The 15,234-nt window shown below is 70.5% G+C and carries 14 protein-coding genes; all 14 read left to right on the forward strand.

The window, feature by feature from the left end; all coding sequences use genetic code 11:
• The first annotated feature begins 188 nt into the window (after window positions 1-188).
• Window positions 189-2,117: a threonine--tRNA ligase gene (gene thrS, locus J3P30_RS12465; RefSeq protein WP_210481993.1), complete on the forward strand. Its 1,929-nt coding sequence runs from the start codon at window positions 189-191 to the stop codon at window positions 2,115-2,117.
• On the forward strand, window positions 2,114-2,683 hold the full coding sequence (locus J3P30_RS12470) for an HIT domain-containing protein (protein ID WP_210481338.1): 570 nt from the start codon (window positions 2,114-2,116) through the stop codon (window positions 2,681-2,683). The genes thrS and J3P30_RS12470 overlap by 4 nt, the downstream gene beginning before the upstream one ends.
• Window positions 2,684-2,758: 75 nt before the next feature.
• Window positions 2,759-3,670, forward strand: coding sequence for a pyridoxal 5'-phosphate synthase lyase subunit PdxS (gene pdxS / locus J3P30_RS12475; protein WP_210481339.1), 912 nt, complete (start codon window positions 2,759-2,761; stop codon window positions 3,668-3,670).
• On the forward strand, window positions 3,664-4,251 hold the full coding sequence (gene pdxT / locus J3P30_RS12480) for a pyridoxal 5'-phosphate synthase glutaminase subunit PdxT (RefSeq protein ID WP_210481994.1): 588 nt from the start codon (window positions 3,664-3,666) through the stop codon (window positions 4,249-4,251). Before pdxS ends, pdxT begins: the two co-directional genes overlap by 7 nt.
• 161 nt (window positions 4,252-4,412) lie before the next feature.
• Complete coding sequence (locus tag J3P30_RS12485; RefSeq protein ID WP_210481340.1) at window positions 4,413-5,171, forward strand: YebC/PmpR family DNA-binding transcriptional regulator; 759 nt, start codon at window positions 4,413-4,415, stop codon at window positions 5,169-5,171.
• Between the two features lie 7 nt (window positions 5,172-5,178).
• Complete coding sequence (gene ruvC, locus J3P30_RS12490) at window positions 5,179-5,745, forward strand: crossover junction endodeoxyribonuclease RuvC (RefSeq protein ID WP_210481341.1); 567 nt, start codon at window positions 5,179-5,181, stop codon at window positions 5,743-5,745.
• A gap of 213 nt (window positions 5,746-5,958) precedes the next feature.
• Window positions 5,959-6,567 (forward strand): Holliday junction branch migration protein RuvA, encoded by a 609-nt coding sequence (ruvA, locus tag J3P30_RS12495; protein WP_210481342.1) that lies wholly within the window; start codon window positions 5,959-5,961, stop codon window positions 6,565-6,567.
• Window positions 6,564-7,598 (forward strand): Holliday junction branch migration DNA helicase RuvB, encoded by a 1,035-nt coding sequence (gene ruvB / locus J3P30_RS12500; RefSeq protein WP_210481343.1) that lies wholly within the window; start codon window positions 6,564-6,566, stop codon window positions 7,596-7,598. Before ruvA ends, ruvB begins: the two co-directional genes overlap by 4 nt.
• A 105-nt stretch (window positions 7,599-7,703) precedes the next feature.
• A complete protein-coding gene (gene yajC / locus J3P30_RS12505) occupies window positions 7,704-8,114 on the forward strand; it encodes a preprotein translocase subunit YajC (RefSeq protein ID WP_307807496.1) in 411 nt (136 codons plus the stop codon).
• Between the two features lie 74 nt (window positions 8,115-8,188).
• Entirely contained in the window at window positions 8,189-9,988 is a 1,800-nt protein-coding gene (gene secD / locus J3P30_RS12510; RefSeq protein WP_210481344.1) for a protein translocase subunit SecD, read from the forward strand.
• The gene (secF, locus tag J3P30_RS12515; RefSeq protein WP_210481345.1) at window positions 9,988-10,980 is read left to right on the forward strand and encodes a protein translocase subunit SecF; all 993 of its coding nucleotides are present in this window, start codon (window positions 9,988-9,990) and stop codon (window positions 10,978-10,980) included. The genes secD and secF overlap by 1 nt, the downstream gene beginning before the upstream one ends.
• 57 nt (window positions 10,981-11,037) lie before the next feature.
• Window positions 11,038-13,296, forward strand: a complete 2,259-nt coding sequence (locus J3P30_RS12520; RefSeq protein ID WP_210481346.1) for a bifunctional (p)ppGpp synthetase/guanosine-3',5'-bis(diphosphate) 3'-pyrophosphohydrolase — start codon at window positions 11,038-11,040, stop codon at window positions 13,294-13,296.
• A gap of 78 nt (window positions 13,297-13,374) precedes the next feature.
• A complete protein-coding gene (locus tag J3P30_RS12525; RefSeq protein ID WP_210481347.1) occupies window positions 13,375-13,743 on the forward strand; it encodes a hypothetical protein in 369 nt (122 codons plus the stop codon).
• A gap of 66 nt (window positions 13,744-13,809) precedes the next feature.
• Entirely contained in the window at window positions 13,810-15,225 is a 1,416-nt protein-coding gene (locus J3P30_RS12530) for an HNH endonuclease signature motif containing protein (RefSeq protein ID WP_210481348.1), read from the forward strand.
• The last annotated feature ends 9 nt before the right edge of the window (window positions 15,226-15,234 follow it).

Below are 15,234 nucleotides of genomic sequence, written 5' to 3' on the forward strand. Positions count from 1 at the left end.
GGCGTAGTCCGCCTCCCGTGCGAGGCGGGGCGCCCTGCGGCCCGGCGCTACAGTGGGGGAGTCCCCGTCCCTGCAGGAAGACCGCCGTGACAGAACCCCTCTCGCCCGCCGCCGAAGCATCGACCGACAGCGCCGGGGGAGGGACGAGGACCGGGTTCGACCTGTTCCCCGACAAGAGCGTCGTCGCCATGCGGGTGGACGGCCAGCTGTGGGATCTCGCACGCGAGGTGCCGGACGGCGTCTCGCCCGAACCGGTCGCCATCGATTCCGCGGACGGCCTCAGCATCCTCCGCCACTCAACCGCGCACGTGCTCGCGCAGGCGGTGCAGTCCATCAACCCGGACGCGAAGCTTGGGATCGGGCCGCCGGTGACCGACGGCTTCTACTACGACTTCGGGGTCGGCGAGCCCTTCACGCCCGAGGACCTCAAGGCGTTCACGAAGGAGATGGAGCGCATCCAGCGCTCCGGTCAGCGGTTCCGCCGCCGCGTGGTCACCGAGGACGAGGCGCGTGAGCTCTTCGCGGCCGAGCCCTACAAGCTCGAGCTGATCGGCATCAAGGGATCCATCGGCGAGGGATCCGAGGACGGCGAGTCGGTCGAGGTCGGCGGCGCCGAGCTGACGGTCTACGAGAACGTCGACCCGAAGAGCGGCGAGGTCGTCTGGCAGGACCTCTGCCGCGGACCGCACGTCCCCAGCACCCGGGTGATCCAGAACGGCTGGGCGCTGACCCGGATTGCCGCGGCCTACTGGCGCGGGTCCGAGAAGAACCCGCAGCTGCAGCGCATCTACGGCACCGCCTGGCCGTCGAAGGACGAGCTCCGGGCGTACCAGGCGCGCATCGAGGAGGCGCAGCGCCGGGACCACCGGCGCCTCGGCGCCGAGCTCGACCTCTTCTCGTTCCCGGACGAGATCGGGTCCGGCCTCCCGGTCTTTCACCCGAAGGGCGGCATCATCCGCCGCGCGATGGAGGACTACTCCCGCAGGCGACACGAGGAGGAGGGGTACGACTTCGTCAACACCCCCCACATCACCAAGTCGAGCCTCTTCGAGGAGTCCGGGCACCTCGACTGGTACGCGGAGGGCATGTTCCCCGCGATGCACCTCGACGAGCTGCGCGACGAGCAGGGGCACTTGACGCGTCAGGGCGCGGACTACTACCTGAAGCCCATGAACTGCCCGTTCCACATCCTCATCTACCGGTCGCAGGCTCGGTCCTACCGCGACCTCCCAATGCGGATGTTCGAGTTCGGCACCGTGTACCGCTACGAGAAGTCCGGCGTCGTGCACGGGCTGACCCGGGTCCGGGGCATGACGCAGGACGACGCGCACATCTTCACGACGCAGGAGCGGATGAAGGAGGAGCTCACCCGCACGCTCGAGTTCGTCCTCGGGCTGCTGCGCGACTACGGGCTCACCGACTTCTACCTCGAGCTGTCCACGAAGGACCCGGACAAGTACGTCGGCGGAGACGAGATCTGGGAGCAGGCGACGGCAACGCTGGCCAAGGTCGCCGAGGAGTCCGGGCTCGAGCTCGTCCCCGATCCCGGGGGAGCGGCGTTCTACGGGCCGAAGATCTCCGTGCAGGCGCGCGACGCCATCGGCCGCACCTGGCAGATGTCGACCGTGCAGCTCGACTTCAACCTGCCCGAGCGGTTCGGGCTCGAGTACACCGCGCCCGACGGATCGCGGCAGCGTCCCGTGATGATCCACCGCGCGCTGTTCGGCTCGATCGAGCGCTTCTTCGGCGTGCTGCTCGAGCACTACGCGGGCGCCTACCCCGTGTGGCTCGCGCCCGTGCAGGTCGTCGGCATCCCCGTGGCCGACGAGTACGCGGACTACCTGGGAGGCGTCATCGACCGGCTGCGCGGCGAGCGCGTCCGCGCGGAGCTGGACGCGAGCGACGACCGCATGCAGAAGAAGATCCGCACGCACACCAAGGCGAAGGTCCCGTTCCAGCTGATCGCCGGCGAGGAGGACCGGGCAGCGGGCGCGGTCAGCTTCCGCTTCCGCGACGGCAGCCAGCGCAACGGCGTGCCCGTCGACGAGGCCGTCGCGCTGATCCGCGGGAGCATCGCCGACCGGCGCCAGGTGCTCACGGCGGACGACCTCGTATGACCGACGCGCCCTACTCGCCGGAGGAGTTCTCCGGCGAGTCCGTCGAGTCGTCGGCCGGCTTCGCCGGGGTCCCCGACGCGTTCCAGCGCCTGTGGACGCCGCACCGGATGGTCTACATCGAGACCGGCGGCCAGCCCGAGGACTGCCCGTTCTGCGATGCCCCCAGCCGGACCGACGAGGAGGCGCTCATCGTCGCCCGCGGGCGGACCGCCTACGTGCTGCTCAACCTCTTCCCGTACAACTCGGGCCACCTCCTCGTGTGCCCCTACCGGCATGTCCCGCTGTACGACGAGGCGACGGAGGAGGAGATCGACGAGATCGCCCGTCTCACGCAGACGGCGATGCGCGTGCTCCGCCAGGTGGCCGGCACCGACGGCTTCAACATCGGCATGAACCAGGGCCGGATCGCGGGGGCCGGCATCGCCGCGCACCTGCACCAGCACGTGGTCCCGAGGTGGGCGACGGACGCGAACTTCTTCCCGATCATCGCCCGCACGAAGGCGCTTCCGCAGCTGCTGGGAGACGTCCGCGCCAGCCTCGCCGCCGCCTGGCCGGGCGTAGAATAGAGGGGTGCCGGTGCGGGATGCACCGGCTCTTGGCGCGCACTCGGCGCGCAGACTTCGAGGATTGGCGACACGGACGTGACGGACAGCACCCAGAACCAGGGCAACGGCTCCTTCGGCACCAGCAGGGTCAAGCGGGGCCTGGCCGAGATGCTCAAGGGCGGTGTGATCATGGACGTGGTCACCGCCGAGCAGGCGAAGATCGCCGAGGACGCGGGCGCGGTCGCCGTCATGGCGCTGGAGCGCGTCCCGGCCGACATCCGCGCCCAGGGCGGTGTGGCCCGGATGAGCGACCCCGACCTCATCGAGCAGATCATCGACTCGGTCTCGATCCCCGTCATGGCGAAGGCCCGCATCGGTCACTTCGTCGAGGCGCAGGTGCTTCAGGCCCTCAAGGTCGACTACATCGACGAGTCCGAGGTGCTCTCGCCCGCCGACTACGTGAACCACATCGACAAGTGGGACTTCACCGTCCCCTTCGTCTGCGGCGCGACCAACCTCGGCGAGGCGCTCCGCCGGATCACCGAGGGCGCGGCCATGATCCGCTCGAAGGGTGAGGCCGGCACGGGCGACGTCTCCGAGGCGACCAAGCACATCCGTCAGATCAAGGGCGAGATCGCGGCGCTCGGCGCCAAGAGCCCCGACGAGCTCTACGTCGCGGCCAAGGAGCTGCAGGCCCCCTACGACCTCGTCGTCGAGGTGGCCCGCACCGGCCGCCTCCCCGTCGTCCTGTTCACCGCGGGCGGCGTCGCGACCCCGGCGGATGCGGCGATGATGATGCAACTCGGCGCGGACGGCGTCTTCGTCGGGTCGGGCATCTTCAAGTCCGGCGACCCGGCGAAGCGCGCGGCGGCGATCGTGCGGGCGACCACGTTCCACGACGACCCGATGGCGGTCGCGGACGCGTCGCGCGGCCTGGGCGAGGCGATGGTCGGCATCAACGTCGCCGACCTCCCCGCGCCGCACCGCCTCGCGACGCGCGGCTGGTGACGACCCCGAGGGTCGGTGTCCTCGCCCTGCAGGGCGATTTCCGGGAGCACCTGTCGGTGCTTCGGGGCCTCGGCGCCGACGCGCGCCTCGTCCGGCGTCCCGAGGAGCTCGAGGGCATCGACGGTCTCGTGATCCCCGGCGGCGAGTCGACGGTCATGGACAAGCTCTCGCGCGCCTTCGGCGTCGCAGAGCCGATCAAGGCGGCGATCGCGGACGGGATGCCGGTGTACGGCACGTGCGCCGGCCTCATCATGCTCGCGGACACGGTCCGGGACCGCATCGAGGGACAGCAGAGCTTCGGCGGCCTCGACGTCGTGGTCCGCCGGAACGCGTTCGGCACGCAGCTGGACTCCTTCGAGACCGACCTCGACATCCCGGAGCTGGGGGAGGAGCCGGTGCACGCCGTCTTCATCCGCGCCCCGATCGTCGAGGAGGTGGGGGAGAAGGCGCACGCCCTCGCCGAGCTGGAGGACGGCCGCGTCGTCGCCGTCGAGCAGGGCAGCCTCCTCGGGACCTCGTTCCACCCCGAGGTGACGGGCGACGACCGCTTCCACCGGTACTTCCTCCGCAAGCTCGGCTGACGGCCCCGTTCCGCGACCGGGGCCGTTCCGGTGGATCCGGGCCGGCGTCCCGGCCCGGATTCACCTAACCGGCCCGGGATGCGGTCCCCGCGGCGTCCGGTCCCGGTCCCTGCGACACGCGGCTCTACAATGGTCGGGCTGAATCGAGGAGGCGGATACGCATGTCGGGTCATTCCAAGTGGGCGACCACCAAGCACAAGAAGGCGGTCATCGACGCCCGGCGCGCCAAGTCGTTCGCCAAGCTGATCAAGAACATCGAGGTCGCCGCCAAGATCGGCGGCGCCGACATCACGGGCAACCCGACGCTCGCCGACGCCGTGCAGAAGGCGAAGAAGACGAGCGTCCCCAACGACAACATCGACCGCGCCATCAAGCGCGGCGCCGGCCTCACCGGCGAGTCGGTCGACTACCAGACGATCATGTACGAGGGCTACGGCCCGAGCGGCGTCGCGCTCCTCATCGAGTGCCTCACGGACAACAAGAACCGGGCCGCCGCCGAGGTCCGCACCGCGATGAGCCGCAACGGCGGCACGATGGCCGACCCGGGCAGCGTCGCCTACAACTTCAGCCGCAAGGGCGTCATCCGCGTCGAGAAGACCGACGGACTCACCGAGGACGACATCCTGGCAGCCGTGCTCGAGGCGGGCGTCGAGGACGTCACCGACAACGGCGACAGCTTCGAGATCGTCACCGACACGGCGGACCTGGTCGCGGCGCGCACCGCACTGCAGGAGGCGGGCATCGACTACGACTCAGCCGAGGCCGAGTTCGTGCCCGGAGTCGAGGTGCAGGCGGAGGCCGAGACCGCTCGCAAGGTCTTCAAGCTGATCGACGCGCTCGAGGACCTCGACGACGTGCAGAACGTGTTCGCGAACGTCGACGTCTCCGCCGAGGTCCTCGCCGAGCTCGAGAACGACTGAGCCCGCTGTGCGGGTCCTCGGCGTCGACCCCGGCCTGACCCGCTGCGGCGTCGGGGTCGTCGACGTCACGCCCGACCGGCGCGCGACGCTCGTCCACGTAAGCGTCATCCGCACTCCGCACGAGCTCCCGCTCGAGGAGCGGGTGCTCGCGATCGGCCGGGGAATCGCCGCGCTGCTCGACGAGCACCGCCCGACCGCGGTCGCGCTAGAGCGCGTCTTCGCGCAGCACAACGTCCGGACCGTGATGGGCACCGCCCAGGCGAGCGGGGTCGCCATGCACGTCGCCGCGGAGCGCGGGCTGGCCGTCGGCCTGCACACGCCCTCCGAGGTGAAGGCGGCGGTGACGGGTTACGGCTCGGCCGACAAGAAGCAGGTCGCGACCATGGTCGCGCGGGTCCTCGGACTCGACGCGCCTCCGACACCGGCCGACGCGTCGGACGCCCTCGCCCTCGCGATCTGCCACGCGTGGCGCCTCCCGCCTGTCTCGGCGCCGGCCGCGGGCGCGGCCGGGCTCACTCCTGCGCAGCGCGCCTGGCAGGACGCGGAGAAGGCGTCCCGCCGTCGCGTGCAGTGAGCTGCTGCGCGGATCAGGAGATCCCGTCCGGCACTCGGCGTGTCCTCCTGAACCGTGTGCGAATCCGGGAGTCTTTCCTGATCGGCGACGGATCTCCTGATCCGCGCAACTCGCGGGAGCCGGGACAGCGGGCGCGGAACGCGCGTCGAACACTCCTTCGACTCGCCGTGGCGGCTCCCGGGGACGGTCCCAGGGGCCGCCTAGCCTGACGGCATGATCTCCTCCCTTCGCGGCACGGTCCTCGGGCTGGCGGGAGGGTCGGTCGTCGTTGAGGTGGGCGGCATCGGCTACTCCGTCGCCGTCACGCCCCAGCACGCGCTGAGCCTCCGCACCGGCCAGGAGGTCCTCCTACACACGGCCCTCGTCGTTCGGGAGGACGACCTGTCGCTCTTCGGGTTCGCCGACGTGGACGCGCTCCGCGTCTTCGATCTGCTCCGCGGGGTGACGGGCGTGGGGCCGAAGTCCGCCATGGGGGTGCTCGCCTCGATGACCCCGGACCAGGTCGCGACCGCGGTCGCCTCGGAGGACGACTCCGCCTTCCGCAAGGTGTCCGGCATCGGGCCGAAGACCGCGAAGCTCATCGTCGTCTCGCTCGCCGGCAAGCTGTTCGCCCCGGCACGCCCCGCCGTCGCCTCCGTGCCCGCTGCCGTCGGCGCGGACGTCGTCGTCGCCCTCGTCGGTCTCGGCTGGCCCGAGCGGACCGCCCAGCAGACGGTCGACGAGATCCTCGCCGACGCCTCCGCCGACCGCTCGACGCCGGCGCTGCTGCGTGCCGCCCTGGCGCTGCTCGGACCGCGCCAGCTCAGCGGGACCGTGTCGTGAGCGATGTCACCGTCCGGCCGGAGCCGGAATCGGAGGCCGAGCTCGCCTTCGAGGGCGCGCTCCGTCCCAAGTCGCTCGGGGAGTTCGTCGGGCAGACGAAGGTGCGGGGCCAGCTCCAGCTGCTGCTCCAGGCCGCCACGATGCAGAGCCGCACCCCGGACCACATCCTGCTCGCGGGCCCGCCAGGACTGGGGAAGACGACCCTCGCGATGATCGTCGCGCACGAGAGCGGCCGGCCCCTCCGGATGTCGAGCGGTCCCGCGATCCAGCACGCCGGCGATCTCGCGGCCGTCCTCTCCGCGCTCATCCCGGGCGAGGTCCTGTTCATCGACGAGATCCATCGCATGGCGCGGTCCGCCGAGGAGATGCTCTACCTCGCGATGGAGGACTTCCGGATCGACATCATGGTGGGCAAGGGCGCGGGAGCGACGTCGATCCCTCTCGACCTCGCTCCGTTCACCCTCGTCGGTGCGACGACCCGCTCGGGTCTGCTGCCGAACCCGCTCCGGGACCGCTTCGGCTTCACGGCCCATCTCGAGTTCTACGAGACCGAGGAGCTCGAGAAGGTGCTGGAGCGGGCCGCCCGGCTCCTCGAGCTCGACTTCGAGAAGGCGGCGCTGCGAGAGATCGCCTCCCGGAGCCGTGGCACGCCCCGCATCGCGAACCGCCTGCTCCGCCGCGTCCGGGACTACGCCCTGGTGCACCGGACCGTCGCGGGTCGGGATGCGGTCGACGCGGCGCTCGAGCTGTACGACGTCGACCCGCTCGGCCTCGACCGGCTCGATAGGGCCGTCATGCACGGGATCCTCACACGCTTCGACGGGGGACCCGTCGGTCTCAACACCCTCGCGGTCTCCGTGGGGGAGGAGGCCGAGACGATCGAGTCCGTCGTCGAGCCCTTCCTGGTCCGCACCGGCCTGATCACGCGCACTCCGCGCGGTCGGGTCGCGACTCCCGCTGCGTGGGACCACTTCGGCCTTGCGCGGCGGGAGGCGTCGGTGCCGACCGCCCTCTTCGGCGACGGGCTATGATTCAGGGGACGCCGGCGCCTGCTGAGCCGGCCTTCGACGCGCTTTCCTAGCGCTCCCACACCGCGTCACTACACTGACCCGGACCTCTTCCGGAAGGCTTCCATCGTGGATCCGTTGACCATCGTCATGCTCGCAGTGCTCGCACTGCTCATCTTCTTCATGTTCCGCAACAGCCGGAAGCGGCAGCGCGACCTCGCCGAGATGGCCGAGAGGACCGTGCCCGGCGCGGAGGTCATGACCAGCTTCGGCGTGTTCGGCACCATCCTCTCGGTGGACGACGAGGAGAACCGGGTCCAGATCGAGACGAGCCCCGGCACCGTGCTCACCGTGCACCGCCAGACCATCGCGAAGGTCGTCGAGCCCCACGAGGTCGTCACCGACGACGAGGCCGAGGCCATCGAGGAGGGCGAGGTCGACCCCGGCACGCCCACCGAGGCGACGTACGGCGAGCGCACCACCGATGCGGTCGACGACACGAACCCGGCCACCCGCGCCCGCAAGAAGATCGACGAGTAGTCTGTAGCGTCGCCCGCCGGCCGCCGAGCGCGGCCGCGATGCTCCCTGCCACACGAGAAAGCTGAGTCCTGCCCTTGGCGAAGCCAACGAGCCCCGTCCGGAAGGCCTGGCAGTCCCTCGCCGGCCTGGGCGCGATCATCGCCGTCCTCGCCGGCCTCAACCTGCTCGGCGCCCTCACCGCGGGCGCCTCCTGGACCCCGAAGCTGGCCCTCGACCTCGAGGGCGGCACGCAGATCATCCTGGCGCCCGTCGTCGAGGGCGGCGAGGAGGTCTCGCAGGAGCAGCTCGACCAGGCGGTGGGCATCCTGCGGCAGCGCGTCGACGCCGCCGGTGTCTCCGAGTCGGAGATCAACACCCAGGGCGGGCAGAACATCGTCGTGTCCATCCCGGGTCAGCCGGACGAGGAGACGCTGCAGCGGATCGAGGCCTCCGCGAAGCTCGAGTTCCGTCCCGTGCTGCTCGCCGGGGTGCCGTCTCCGGACAGCATCACGGAGGAGGGCGCGACCGCGACCCCGACCCCGACTGCTCCCGCCACTCCGGCGCCGACGCCGACGGACCCGAGCGACCTCGCGCAGATCACTCCGGAGCTGCAGGCGCAGTACGACGCATTCGACTGCTCGACCATCGACCCGAGCGTCCCGGCGCCCGAGGACCAGCCTCTCGTCACCTGCGATCCGGACGGGGCGATCAAGTACCTGCTCGGACCGGTCGAGGTCAGCGGCGAGGACATCGACGACGCGACCAGCGGCCTCGTGCCCACCCAGACCGGCGGCAACACCGGCGTGTGGGCCGTGAACCTCGACTTCAACGGCGAGGGCACCGAGAAGTTCGCCGCGGTCACGACCCGGCTCACGGGTCTCGCCGAGCCCCAGAACCAGTTCGGCATCGTCCTCGACAAGCGGGTCATCTCCGCTCCCCGCTCCGAGGTCGTCATCACGGACGGCAACGCCCAGATCACCGGCTCGTTCACGCAGGAGACCGCGAAGTCCCTCGCGGATCAGCTGAAGTACGGCGCCCTCCCCATCAGCTTCGAGACGCAGAGCTCGGACACGATCTCCGCCACCCTCGGGTCGGAGCAGCTGCGGGGCGGTCTGATCGCCGGACTCATCGGCCTCGGCCTGGTCGTCGTCTACTCGCTGATCCAGTACCGGGCCCTCGGGCTCGTGACCGTGGCGTCGCTCGTCGTCGCCGCCGGGCTCACCTATCTGATCGTCACGCTGCTGTCCTGGCGCGAGGGATACCGTCTGTCGCTCGCCGGCATCGCGGGCCTCATCGTCGCGATCGGCATCACGGCGGACTCCTTCATCGTCTACTTCGAGCGCATCCGGGACGAGCTGCGCGACGGGCGCAGCCTGAACGGCGCGATCGAGGCGGGCTGGAAGCGCGCCTGGCGCACCGTCCTCGCCTCCGACGCCGTCAACTTCATGGCCGCGATCATCCTGTTCTGGCTCGCCGTCGGCAACGTCCGCGGCTTCGCCCTGACGCTCGGCCTGACGACGATCGTCGACATCATCGTCGTGGCGCTGTTCACGCACCCGCTGCTCCAGCTCCTCGGCAGGACACGCTTCTTCAGCGAGGGTCACCCGGCGTCCGGCCTCAACCCGCAGGCGCTGGGCGCGGTCTACCGCGGCCGCGCGCAGTTCCGGGCCCCGGTCGAGGCGAAGGGCCGGCTCGCGGCCAGCCGCGCCGAAGCCGTGCGCCGTCAGACGATCGCCGAGCGCAAGGCGGCGGCGGACACGAGCACGATCACGCTGGAGCGTCCCGAGGAGACCCCCGTCGAGTCCGGATCGGCCGACGCCCCGGCCGAGCGCAGGTCGGGAAGCGTCCCCGTGGAACGGACAGCCAAGAGCGGCAGGAAGGGGACGCGGTCCTGATGGCGAGCTTCTCCCAGTTCGGCAACGACCTCTACACGGGCTCCCGCTCGATCGACTTCGTCGGGCGCCGGCGGGTCTGGTTCACGATCTCCGCGGTCGCCGTGCTCCTGTCGCTGCTCGTGCCGTTCCTCCGCGGCGGCTACACCTTCGGCATCGAGTTCACCGGCGGGTCCGAGTTCCGGATCAGCGGGGTCGAGACGACGGACCAGACCCCGGCGACCGAGGCCGTCACGAGCGTCGTCCCCGACCTCGCTCCTCGCGTGTCCTCCGTGGGCAACGACGGCATCCGGGTCCAGACCGACCAGCTCGAGGACGAGGAGAGCGCCGAGATCCGGCAGGCCCTCGCGGACGCCTACTCGGTCCCCCTCACCGAGGTGACGGAGTCCTTCATCGGCCCGTCCTGGGGTGCCGACATCACCGGCCAGGCTCTGCGCGGCCTCCTGCTGTTCCTCGCGATCGTCGCGGTGTTCATGGCGCTCTACTTCCGCACGTGGAAGATGTCGGTCGCGGCCATGGTCGCCCTGCTGCACGACCTCGTGCTGACCGCCGGCATCTACGGCATCGTCGGCTTCGAGGTGACGCCCGCGGCTGTGATCGGCTTCCTCACGATCCTCGGCTACTCGCTCTACGACACCGTGGTGGTCTTCGACAAGATCCGCGAGAACACGCTGGGCGGCGAGGGGGGCGGACGGACGTTCGCCGACTCCGTCAACCTGGCGGTGAACCAGACGCTGGTCCGCTCGATCAACACGTCGATCGTGGCGATCCTCCCGGTCGCCGCCATCCTGTTCATCGGCGCGATGCTGCTCGGCGCGGGCACGCTCCGGGACATCGCGCTCGCCCTCTTCATCGGCATCCTCGTCGGCACCTACTCGACGATCTTCGTGGCCGCGCCCCTCTACTCCCTGCTGCGGGAGCGGGAGCCGGCGATCCAGAAGGAGACGAAGCGCATCCAGGAGACCCGCGCGAAGGGCGCCCTTCCGGTCGGATGATCTCGGTCGGGAAGACGGAGGGCCGGTGCTAGCGTTGAGGCCTTCGGAGGTGAGGGCATGACGGAGACATCGCCGACCACTACCTCCACGTCGCTGCGGCGGCTCGTGCCGCGCATCTTCTCGCGGGCGCAGCCGACGGGCGCGCTCGAGACGCTGCTCCGCACCGTCCGCACCCACCATCCGCGGGCCGATCTGTCCGAGATCGAGCGCGCATACGCCGCCGCGGAACGTGCCCATCAGGGCCAGAAGCGGGACAGCGGGGAGCCCTACATCACCCACCCGGTCGCGGTCGCGCAGATCCTCGCCGACCTCGGGATGGGGCCGAAGACGATCGTCGCCGGCCTGCTCCACGACACGGTGGAGGACACCGAGTACACCGTCGACAAGGTGCGCCACGACTTCGGCGACGAGGTCGCGATGCTCGTCGACGGGCTCACCAAGCTCGACAAGCTGAAGTACGGCGACAGCGCGCAGGCCGAGACCGTCCGCAAGATGGTCGTCGCGATGTCCAAGGACATCCGGGTGCTCGTGATCAAGCTCGCCGACCGGCTGCACAACGCCCGCACCTGGGGCTTCGTCTCCGCCGAGCGCGCCACGCGCAAGGCCAAGGAGACCCTCGAGATCTACGCCCCGCTCGCGCACCGCCTGGGCATCCAGACCATCAAGCTCGAGCTCGAGGACCTGTCCTTCGCGGTGCTCTATCCGAAGCTGTACGCGGAGATCGAGAGCCTCGTCCGCCAGCGGACTCCGCAGCGCGAGGGCTTCGTGCAGGACATCATCGACACCGTCCAGGAGGATCTGCGCGCCGCGAGGATCCGGGCGAAGGTCGTCGGCCGGCCGAAGCAGTACTACTCGATCTACCAGAAGATGGTCGTCCGCGGACGCGAGTTCGAGGAGATCTACGACCTCGTCGGCATCCGCGTCCTCGTCGACTCGCTGCGGGACTGCTACGCCGTCCTGGGCGCGATCCACGCGCGCTGGACGCCCGTCCCCGGCCGGTTCAAGGACTACATCGCCACTCCGAAGTTCAACCTGTACCAGTCGCTGCACACCACGGTCCTGGGTCCCGGCGGGCGACCGATCGAGATCCAGATCCGCACGCACGAGATGCACCAGCGGGCGGAGTTCGGTGTCGCCGCGCACTGGAAGTACAAGGAGCAGGTGAACGGAGGACGCGCCTCCGACCGGGTCTCCGCCGCCGACGCCGACATGGCGTGGCTCGCGCACATCACCGACTGGCAGGCCGAGACGGCCGATCCGGGCGAGTTCCTGGACTCCCTGCGCTTCGAGATCGGGGCGAAGGAGGTCTACGTCTTCACCCCGAAGGGGAAGGTCATCGGACTGCCCGCGGGCGCCACGCCGGTGGACTTCGCGTACGCCGTGCACACGGACGTCGGGCACCGCACGATGGGCGCCAAGGTGAACGGCCGCCTCGTGCCGCTGGACAGCGTGCTCGAGAGCGGCGACGTGGTCGAGGTGTTCACATCGAAGAACCCCGACTCGGGGCCGAGCCAGGACTGGCTGACCTTCGTCAAGAGCCCGCGCGCGCGGAACAAGATCCGCCAGTGGTTCACGAAGGAGCGGCGCGACGAGGCCATCGAGCAGGGCAAGGACGCGATCAGCCGCGCCATGCGCAAGCAGAACCTGCCGCTGCAGCGCCTCATGAACCAGGACGTGCTCGTCGAGGTCGCGGCGCAGATGCGCTACGACGACGTGTCGTCGCTGTACGCGGCGCTCGGCGAGGGACACGTCTCCACGCAGTCGGTCATCGAGAAGGTGCTCGCCCAGGTGCAGGGCGCCCAGGAGACCGAGGAAGAGGAGGAGATCGCCTTCCCGTCGCGCCGCACGCAGCGGACCCGGGGGAGCGACTCCGGTGTCCTCGTGCGCGGCGCCCCGGACATCCTGGTGAAGCTCGCGAAGTGCTGCACCCCGGTCCCGGGAGATCAGATCGTCGGGTTCATCACCCGCGGGTCCGGCGTCTCCGTGCACCGCACGGACTGCAACAACGTGAGCTCTCTCACCCGGCAGCCGGAGCGCATCGTCGACGTCGAGTGGGCGCCGTCCTCGAAGAGCGTCTTCCTCGTGCAGATCCAGGTCGAGGCGCTCGACCGGTCGGGGCTCCTGTCGGACGTCACGCGCGTGCTGTCGGAGCACCACGTGAACATCCTCTCGGCGACGGTGTCCACGTCGAGCGACCGCCTGGCTCTTAGCCGCTTCGTCTTCGAGATGGGGGACACGACGCACCTCGACCGGGTGCTCAACGCCGTGCGGCGCATCGACGCCGTGTACGACGTGTATCGCGTCTCCGCGGGCTGATCCGGTTCCGCTGAGGGGGCGCAGGCTCGGGGCCTTCGGCTCATGACGAGAGCGCGTCCGGTTCCTATCCTGTGTGCCATGAGCGGCACGACGGAGAAGGTCGATCGGTTCTTCGCCCGCTACGGGATGGCTCTGCTCGCCCGCGACGCCGGCGCTCTCGCCCGGATGTACGCGGTCCCCGGGCTCATCCTGTTCCCCGGGCAGTCCATTGTGGTGACGGAGCGCGCGCAGACGCAGGCGTTCTTCGAGTCCGCCTTCGGGCAGTACGCGGGCGTGAACGAGCTCGACCGGTACATCGCGATCGCCGCGGCGACACCGAGCAGCGTGTGGGCCGACGTCACCTGGAGCTGGCACGACGAGCCCAGGGAGCGGTTCATGTACCAGCTCGTGAACGGCGGTGAGGGGTACGAGATCGCCGTGCTGACGCGGATGCCCGTCGTGGGCTGACCCCGGGGGCGTGTCGGAGGGTCCCGCTACTGTGCAGCCAGACCCGAGAGGGGAGGCCGCACCCGGATGAGCGAGGACCTGTACGACGTGGACGCGCACATCGCGCGCGTGTGCGACGAGTACGGGCTGGGCTCGCCGCTCAGCGGCGGGAGCGCCGACCTCGAGGAGTCCCGGCGCCTCGTCGAGAGCCTGCAGGCGGATCGGGCCCGGCAGGCCGCGCAGGCGGCCCGGCGGCTGCGGACGGTCGACGAGCTCCGGCTCCTCTGGGAGCGCACGCGGGGCGCCTCGATGGCGCTCGGCCCACACGCGATCGCGTTCCGGTCGCTGCGCGCCCAGGTCGCCTCCGCGCTCGGAGTGCGCGAGGCGACAGCGGAGACGATGCTGTGGACCGCGCGAGCTCTCGTGCACGAGCTTCCCGCCACTCTGCGGGCGCTCGAGGAGGGGCGGTTCAGCGAGCGGCACGCGCGCATCCTGGCTCTCGCGGCCGCCGACCTCGACCCTGAGCAGCGCACCCTGCTGGAACGGCGTGCCCTGCCGCACGCCGCCGCGATGACCCCCGCGAAGTTCGAGCAGAAGGTCCGGATGCTGAGCGCCCTGCTCGAGCCCGAGAAGCTCGCCGAGCGGGCGCGGACGGCGAAGGACGAGCGCGATCTGGTGCTCGAGCCCGGCCGCGACGGCATGGCCTGGCTCCACCTCCACCTCCCCGCGGAGGACGCTGTGGCGGGCTTCAACTTCGCCGACGAGACGGCGCGCAGGCTGCAGGCCGAGCCGGGGGAGACCCGCACCCTGCCGCAGCTGCGCGCCGACGTCGTCCGCGACCTCGTCCTCGACGGAGCGGCCCTCCTGCCGCCCGCCGAGAGCGGGAGCGAGCTGCGGGAGCAGACGGCGCGTCCGCGCGGCGTCGTCCCCACCGTTCACGTGACCGCTCCCGCCCTCGCTCTCTCCGGCTCGCAGGACCTGCCGTCGGATCTCGACGGATACGGACCCATCGACCCGGAGACGGCGAGACGGCTGTGCGGTGCCGCCTCGGGCTTCTACCGCATCCTCACGGACCCCGGCACCGGCGCCGTCGTCCAGTTCGGGCGCGAGAGGTACGAGGTGCCGCCGGAGCTGCGGAGATTCCTGAAGCAGCGGGACGGCACCTGCCGGTTCGTGGGCTGCAGCCGTCCCGCCAAGCTCTGCGACATCGACCACACCGTCCCGTGGGAGGACGGAGGCGAGACGGAGGACCGCAACCTCGCGTACCTGTGTCGCGGCCATCACCGGGTGAAACACCGGGGCGGATGGTCGGTCCGCCACGATCCCGACCGGCCAGGGGTTCTGATCCGGAACGATCCGGACGGGTTCGAGTACCGGACAGAGCCGCGGATGGTCCTGACGCATCGCGGGGAACGCCCGGCGCAAACGCCTGCCCGACATCCAGCGGCGGGCATGAGCCTGCGGGTGCAGACCGAGTGGGCGGACGATCCGCCGCCGTTCTGACGGTCGCAG

The sequence above is a fragment of the Naasia sp. SYSU D00948 genome, assembly GCF_017916515.1.
Classification (GTDB): Bacteria; Actinomycetota; Actinomycetes; order Actinomycetales; family Microbacteriaceae; genus Naasia.